At 68.4% G+C, this 6923-nt stretch carries 6 protein-coding genes; 3 read left to right on the plus strand and 3 right to left on the minus strand.

Annotated features, from left to right (window positions below; translation table 11 throughout):
- Window positions 1-168: 168 nt before the first annotated feature.
- From AC3XYG_RS10165 to msrP, 3 genes are all read left to right on the plus strand, one after another.
- The gene (locus AC3XYG_RS10165) at window positions 169-1371 is read left to right on the plus strand and encodes a pyridoxal phosphate-dependent aminotransferase (RefSeq protein WP_489139709.1); all 1203 of its coding nucleotides are present in this window, start codon (window positions 169-171) and stop codon (window positions 1369-1371) included.
- 54 nt (window positions 1372-1425) lie between these two features.
- Window positions 1426-2349, plus strand: coding sequence for a ketopantoate reductase family protein (locus tag AC3XYG_RS10170; RefSeq protein ID WP_489139710.1), 924 nt, complete (start codon window positions 1426-1428; stop codon window positions 2347-2349).
- 97 nt (window positions 2350-2446) lie between these two features.
- Window positions 2447-3439, plus strand: coding sequence for a protein-methionine-sulfoxide reductase catalytic subunit MsrP (gene msrP, locus AC3XYG_RS10175; protein ID WP_489139711.1), 993 nt, complete (start codon window positions 2447-2449; stop codon window positions 3437-3439).
- Between the two features lie 439 nt (window positions 3440-3878).
- Here msrP and AC3XYG_RS10180 read toward each other — a convergent pair whose 3' ends face one another.
- The 3 genes from AC3XYG_RS10180 to AC3XYG_RS10190 form a co-directional block, all read right to left on the minus strand.
- Window positions 3879-4769, minus strand: coding sequence for a LysR family transcriptional regulator (locus AC3XYG_RS10180; RefSeq protein ID WP_489139712.1), 891 nt, complete (start codon window positions 4767-4769; stop codon window positions 3879-3881).
- Window positions 4770-5054: 285 nt separating this feature from the next.
- Window positions 5055-6083 (minus strand): thioredoxin-disulfide reductase, encoded by a 1029-nt coding sequence (gene trxB / locus AC3XYG_RS10185; RefSeq protein ID WP_489139713.1) that lies wholly within the window; start codon window positions 6081-6083, stop codon window positions 5055-5057.
- A 97-nt stretch (window positions 6084-6180) separates the two neighbouring features.
- On the minus strand, window positions 6181-6923 hold a 743-nt coding region (locus AC3XYG_RS10190; protein WP_489139714.1), incomplete at its 5' end, for a mitochondrial fission ELM1 family protein.

The raw sequence follows: 6923 nt of genomic DNA on the forward strand, positions 1-6923 counted from the left end.
CCTTAATATAGGACACGCTGCGGATGTCAGCCAGTGGCTTCCCGCAAGCACCACCCTCCGCGTCCGGCGCGGGCGGGGGGACGAATTTTCGCAGGGCTTTCGGCTTGTCGCCGGGCGCCGCGCGGGGCTACGGTCGCCGGCTTTCCTCATTTCCCGGGACCCGGAACCATGGCCTTCCTCGCCGCCTCGCTTGCCCGCGTCAAGCCGTCGCCGACCATTGCCGTCACCACCAAGGCGGCCGAGCTGAAGGCCGCCGGCCGCGACGTGATCGGCCTCGGCGCCGGTGAGCCGGACTTCGACACGCCCGACAACATCAAGCAGGCCGCGATCGCCGCGATCCAGTCCGGCAAGACCAAATACACCGCGGTCGACGGCACGCCGGAGCTGAAGAAGGCGATCGCCGCCAAGTTCCTGCGCGAGAACGGCCTGAAGTACGAAACGAACCAGGTCACGGTCGGCACCGGCGGCAAGCAGGTGCTGTACAACGCGCTGCTGGCCACGCTGGACCCGGGCGACGAGGTGGTGATCCCGGCGCCGTACTGGGTCAGCTATCCCGACATGGTGCTGCTGTGCGGCGGAACGCCGGTGCCGGTGACCTGCCCGGCGGAGAGGAACTTCAAGCTGCAGCCGGCCGACCTCGAGGCCGCGATCACGCCGAAGACCAAGTGGCTGATCCTGAACTCGCCGTCGAACCCGACCGGCTCCGCCTACAGCTTCGCCGAGATGAAGGCGCTGACCGACGTGCTGCTGCGCCACCCACATGTGCATGTCCTGACCGACGACATGTATGAGCACCTGGTCTATGACGGCTTCAAATTCGTCACCCCGGCCCAGGTCGAGCCCAAGCTGTACGATCGCACCCTGACCCTGAACGGCGTGTCGAAGGCCTATTGCATGACCGGCTGGCGCATCGGCTACGCCGCCGGCCGGCCCGACCTGATCAAGGCCATCGCCAAGGTGCAGAGCCAGTCGACCTCGAACCCGTCCTCGATCAGCCAGGCCGCGGCGGTCGAGGCGCTGAACGGCCCGCAGGACTTCATCCCGCGCAACAACGTGGTGTTCCAGGAGCGCCGCGACCTGATCGTGTCGATGCTGAACCAGTCGGCCGGCCTGACCTGCCACCGGCCGGAAGGCGCCTTCTACGTCTTCCCGTCCTGCGCCGGCACGCTCGGCAAGAAGACGCCGGATGGCAAGGTGATCGAGACCGACGAGGATTTCGTCACCTACCTGCTGGAATCCGAAGGCGTGGCGGTGGTGCAGGGCTCGGCCTTCGGCCTGGCACCGTTCTTCCGCATCTCCTACGCCACCGCGACCTCGGCGCTGCAGGATGCCGGCGAGCGCATCCAGCGTGCCTGCGCCGCGCTGCGCTGACCTGACCATCCCCGGGCCGGATCCAGCCCGGCCCGGGGCAGGAGAGACCAGACCATGCGCATCGCGATCATCGGGGCGGGCGGCGTTGGCGCCGTGTTCGGGGCGGCGCTGCAGCAGGCGGGGGCGGACATCGCCTTCATCGCCCGCGGCGGCCATCTCCAGGCGCTGCAGGAACAGGGCCTGACCATCCGCGACGAGACCGGGGCGACGCTGTCCAGCGCGCCGGTCACCGCGACCGACAACCCGGCCGCGATAGGCCCGGTCGATCTCGTCATCCTCACCGTCAAGCTCTGGGATCTCGCCACGGCGTCGGCGGCCTGCCGGCCCCTGGTCGGCCCCGGCACGCTGGTGCTGCCGCTGCAGAACGGCGTCGAGGCCGCCGACATCGTGGCTGCCGCGCTGCCCGGGCCGGAGGTGCTGGACGGCGTTGCCCATGTCGCGGCGCGGATCGAGGCGCCGGGCGTGATCCGCCAGACCGGCACCATCCGCCGCCTGGCCTTCGGCCACCGCAACGGCTCCACCAGCACGACGGTCCAGGCGCTCGACGTGCTGTGCCGGGCCGCGGAGATCGGCGGCGGCGCCACCGACCGCATCGAAGCGGTGCTGTGGGAGAAGTTCGCCTTCCTGGCCGCCGCGGCCGGGGTGGGCGCCGCGGCGCGCCAGCCCTTCGGCGTCATCCGCACCGTGCCGGAGACGCGTGCGCTGCTGATCGCCGCGATTGCGGAGATCGTGGCGCTCGGCCGTGCTCGCGGGGTGGCGCTGGCCGATGATCTCGCCGAACGGACCCTGGCCGCCTTCGACCGGCTGCCGGCTGTCATGCGCACTTCGATGCAACAGGATCTGGAGGCCGGTGGTCGGCTGGAACTGCCGTGGCTGTCCGGCGCGGTGGTTCGGCTCGGCGCCGGGGCCGGCGTCCAAACGCCGACGCATGCGGCGTTGCTGGGCGCCCTGGCGCCCTATATCGAAGGGTCGCGGTAACAACGGCGCCTCCTGCTGCGAACTGGAGGTCAGACCGTTCTGCGGTCTTGTCTCAGGCCGCTCTGCGGCCCTCTCGTTCCGGGCGGTGGAAGGAAGCATGCCGATGTTGATCAAGCGAAAGCCGGGCTGGCAGCTGCCCGAGAGCCAGGCGACGCCGGAATCGGTCTATCTCGACCGCCGGCGCCTGCTGCAGGCGATGGGCTTCGGTGCCGGGCTGCTGGCCACCACCGGCCTCGTCACCGCCGCCGATATGGGGCGGCACCCGGCTTATGCGGCCGACGCGGCGGACCCGACCGCCGACCTCTACCCGGCCAAGCAGAACCCGCGCTACACGCTTGACCGCCCGCTGACGCCGGAGAAGGACGTCACCACCTACAACAACTTCTACGAGTTCGGCTCGGACAAGGACGTCTGGGAGGCGGCGCAGGACCTGCAGACGCGGCCCTGGACGGTCAAGATCGACGGCATGGTCGAGCAGGAGCGGGAGGTCGACATCGACACCCTGATCCGCGCCATGCCGCTGGAGGAGCGGCTGTACCGCCACCGCTGCGTCGAGGCCTGGTCGATGGCGGTGCCGTGGACCGGCTTTCCGCTGAAGGCGCTGATCGATTACGCCAAGCCGACGGGCTCGGCAAAGTATGTACGCATGCAAACGTTCCAGAACGACACGGCGCCGGGCTTCAGCCAGTTCTTCTACCCCTGGCCCTATATCGAGGGGCTGACGATGGCCGAGGCGACCAATGAGCTCGCCTTCGTCGTCACCGGCCTCTACGGCAAGCCGGTGGCCAAGCAGAACGGCGCGCCGCTGCGGCTGGTCACGCCCTGGAAGTATGGCTTCAAGTCGATCAAGAGCATCATCAGCTTCAGCTTCACCGACGAGCGGCCGGTGAGCTTCTGGGAAAAGCTGCAATCCACCGAATACGGCTTCTGGGCCAATGTGAACCCTGCGGTGCCACACCCGCGCTGGAGCCAGGCGATGGAGCGGGTGCTGGGCACCGGCGAGCGGGTGCCGACGCTGCTCTACAACGGCTATGGCGACTACGTTGCCGATCTCTACAAGGGGCTGGAGGGCGAGCGCCTCTACACTTGAGGGCCGACCCTGCGGTGGGTGGGCGATTCAACGGGCGGCATGCTGCAAAAGCATGCCGCCTTTTTCGTCGCGGCAAATTCTGCACAAAAAAAGGGCCGGAAACGCGTTCCGGCCCGAGTCAAACAGGGAGGCTTCACGTCTGGGAGACGCAAGGAGCCAGCAGTGCTGGACCCTTGTTCTTGCTGCGCTGCAGCACGAACGCTCCTAAGATAGGCATTCTGTGAGCGAATGGTAACCAGTTTCTACCATTGCTTTTATGCGCGCATTGCATAGCTCGCTGGGGGCGAGGAAAACCCCAGGAAATCCGCCACTTTTCCGTGGCCTTTTGCACAGATTTCAGGCGTTTGCCGTCTTTTTCTCAGGTCGAGGGGGGTGGGAAAACGCGCAAGCACCCCTATGCGCGGCCCGTAGGCCTCGAATAGGGGTGGTGCGGCGGGTGTCAGAACTTGCTCTCGGCCACCTTGCGGACGAGGAAATCGCGGAACACCGAGATGCGCTTGGAGTGGCGCAGCTCTTCCGCATAGACGAAATAGGCCTCGGTGGTCGGCCCGGTGACCTCGGGCAGCACCCGCACCACGTTCAGCGTCGGGTCGACCATGAAGTCGGGCAGGGCGGCCAGGCCCAGGCCACTGCGCACGGCGCGGTAGATCGCGTACTGGTTGTTCACCCGCAGCGCGATCTTGCGGCCGCCCGGCGGCGGGCTGCCGACATGGGCCAGCCAGTTGATGTCGGCGATCGGCCCGCGCGCATCCTCGCCATAGATGATGATCGAATGCTTGTTCAGGTCATCGAGCGTCTGCGGGATGCCGTTGCGCTTGAGATAGTCGACCGACCCGAAGATGTGGATCTTCACCGTCATCAGGTGGCGCTGGATCAGGTCCGGCTGCCGCGGCGGCGTCATGCGGATGGCCACGTCGGCCTCGCGCATGCCCAAATCCAGCTCCTCGTCGTCGATCAGCACCGACAGGTCGATGTCCGGGAAGGCGGTCAGGAACTCGCGCACCCGCGGCGTCAGCCAGGTCGAGCCGAAGGCGACGGTGGTGGTGATCTTCAGCGGACCGCGCGCATGGTCCTTGCTCTCGCTCAGCTGCGCCTCGGTCATCGACAGCTTGGCGAAGACCTCGCGGGCGGTGCGGAACAGCAGCTCGCCCTGCTCGGTCAGGATCAGGCCGCGGGCATGGCGGTGGAACAGCGGGACCTTGAGGCTTTCCTCGAGGGCGCTGATCTGCCGGCTGACGGCCGATTGGCTGAGGTTCAGCTTTTCGCCCGCATGGGTAAAGCTGCCCGCGTCGGCAACGGCGTGGAATACGCGCAGCTTGTCCCAATCCATTCTTCGACACCCGTTCGTTTCTTGCGCGGGCGACAGGGGCGGGATGGTCGATATACCAGCGCTCGGCGTCGCGCCTGCGACTCACACTATATACACTATGACGGTCACCCCCGATCCAACGCAAGCGAAGCTTGGTCGCGACAGGAACAATTGTTGCGCCCGCGGCCGAAGCCCCCGCATGGCTGGGGGCCGACCCATGAGCCCAGGGCAGGCCCTTCGGGCTTCAGAAGGGCATGCGGGACCGGGCCCGATGAGCCTGGAAAGGACGGAGAAGGCGGGCGGGGATCAGCCCGCCACGGCGGCCTTCTGCTCGACCGCGGCCGGCGAGGGCCGGGTGTCTCGGTCGGCGATTCGGGCGAGGTGGCCGGTGCCGGCATGCTCGGACAGGAAGCGTTCGGCCTCCAGCGCGGCCATGCAGCCCATGCCGGCGGCGGTCACCGCCTGGCGATACACCCGGTCCTTGACGTCGCCGGCGGCGAACACGCCGGGGATGTCGGTCGCGGTCGAATCCGGTGCGGTCTGGATATAGCCATCGGCGTCCATCCGGACATGGCCCTTGAACACGGCGGTGGCCGGGTCATGGCCGATGGCGACGAAGACGCCGTCGACCGGCAGCACGGTCTCGGCACCGGTCTTGGTATCCTGCAGGCGCACACCGGTCACCGTCTCCGGCATGCCGGCGCCGACGATCTCCTCGACCGTGTGGTTCCACACCACCTCGACCTTCGGGTGGGCGAACAGCCGGTCCTGCAGGATGCGCTCGGCGCGCAGCTGGTCGCGGCGATGCACCAGCGTCACCTTGGTGGCGTGGTTGGTCAGGTACAGCGCCTCCTCGACCGCGGAATTGCCGCCGCCGATCACGGCGACCTCCTTGCCGCGGAAGAAGAAGCCGTCGCAGGTGGCGCAGGCCGAAACGCCGCGGCCCTGGAAGTGCTGCTCGCTCGGCAGGCCCATCCAGCGCGCCTGGGCGCCGGTGGCGATGATCACCGAATCGGCCTCGTAGACCGTGCCGGAATCGGCTTTGCACAGGAACGGCCGGCGCGAGAAGTCGACCTCGGTGATCAGGTCGAACTCCATCTTGGCGCCGCAATGCCGGGCCTGGGCTTCCATCTGCTCCATCAGCCAGGGGCCCTGGATGACGTCGGCGAAGCCGGGATAGTTCTCGACATCGGTGGTGATGGTCAGCTGGCCGCCGGGCTGCAGCCCCTGCACCATCACCGGTTCCAGATTGGCGCGGGCGGCATAGATCGCGGCGGTGTAGCCGGCCGGGCCGGAACCGATGATCAGGACCTTGGTGCGATGGGTGGCCGGCATGGCTGCGATATCCGCTGCGAAAAGGGGTCACCGATAGATAAACACCGGCGGATGCCACGGCAAGGCGGCGCTGGCCTGGGGTGCATCCGGGGCAGGCTCAGGCGGTCTCGAACAGCGCCCGCACCCGGGCGGCGGCCTGTGCCGTGTCGTCCAGCGGCGGATAGGTCCACTGCTCCAGCCGGCCGGCGAAGGGGCGGGTGGCGCCCTCGGCCGCCAGCGCGTCCTGGAAGCGGCGGTGCTTCGGCGCCAGCTCGGCCCAGGGCACGACCAGCACCGGCTTGCCGGTGGTCGCGGCCTCCGACGTCATGTTGACGCTGTCGATGGTGACAATCACGGCATCGGCCAGGGCCAGGAAGCCGAAATAGGGATTCGGTCCCTCGCCGTCCCAGATCCAGGCCGGCAGCCCGTCCAGCGCGGCCCGCAGCGCCGCGACCTCGTCCGGCGGCGTGCGCCGGCTGGTGGTGACCATCAGCCCGGTGCCGGCGCGCGCCAGCTCGGCCAGCTGGTCGGCGAGTCGGGTCAGGGCGCCGGCCGGCACCGCCACCGATTTGCTGCTGCCGCCGATCAGCACCGCGGCGCGCGGTCGCGGCAGATGGTCCAGGCGCGGCCCCCATTCCGCCGCCGCCGCCGCGAGGCGGGCCGGGGTGATCAGGTTCAGCGCGCCATGGGTGGCGAAGACGTTGGGGCCGGCCAGGCCGTCATGGCGCGGCGTCACGATCAGGTCGAATCGCCGCGGGTTGACGCCGGGACTAAATATTTGCACAAGGCGCGTCCGATGACCGCTGGCCCGCCTCACCGCGAGGGCCGGAAACACGCTCTGCCGGCCGGCTGCGATCAGCA

The sequence above is a fragment of the Inquilinus sp. genome, assembly GCF_057815775.1.

Excerpts from the sequence above, each read along its gene's own strand:
- trxB (WP_489139713.1), bottom strand. The coding sequence starts at position 6,083 with ATGCCGGCCACCCATCGCACCAAGGTCCTGATCATCGGTTCCGGCCCG.
- msrP (WP_489139711.1), top strand. The coding sequence starts at position 2,447 with ATGCCGATGTTGATCAAGCGAAAGCCGGGCTGGCAGCTGCCCGAGAGC.
- AC3XYG_RS10180 (WP_489139712.1), bottom strand. The coding sequence starts at position 4,769 with ATGGATTGGGACAAGCTGCGCGTATTCCACGCCGTTGCCGACGCGGGC.
- AC3XYG_RS10165 (WP_489139709.1), top strand. The coding sequence starts at position 169 with ATGGCCTTCCTCGCCGCCTCGCTTGCCCGCGTCAAGCCGTCGCCGACC.
- AC3XYG_RS10170 (WP_489139710.1), top strand. The coding sequence starts at position 1,426 with ATGCGCATCGCGATCATCGGGGCGGGCGGCGTTGGCGCCGTGTTCGGG.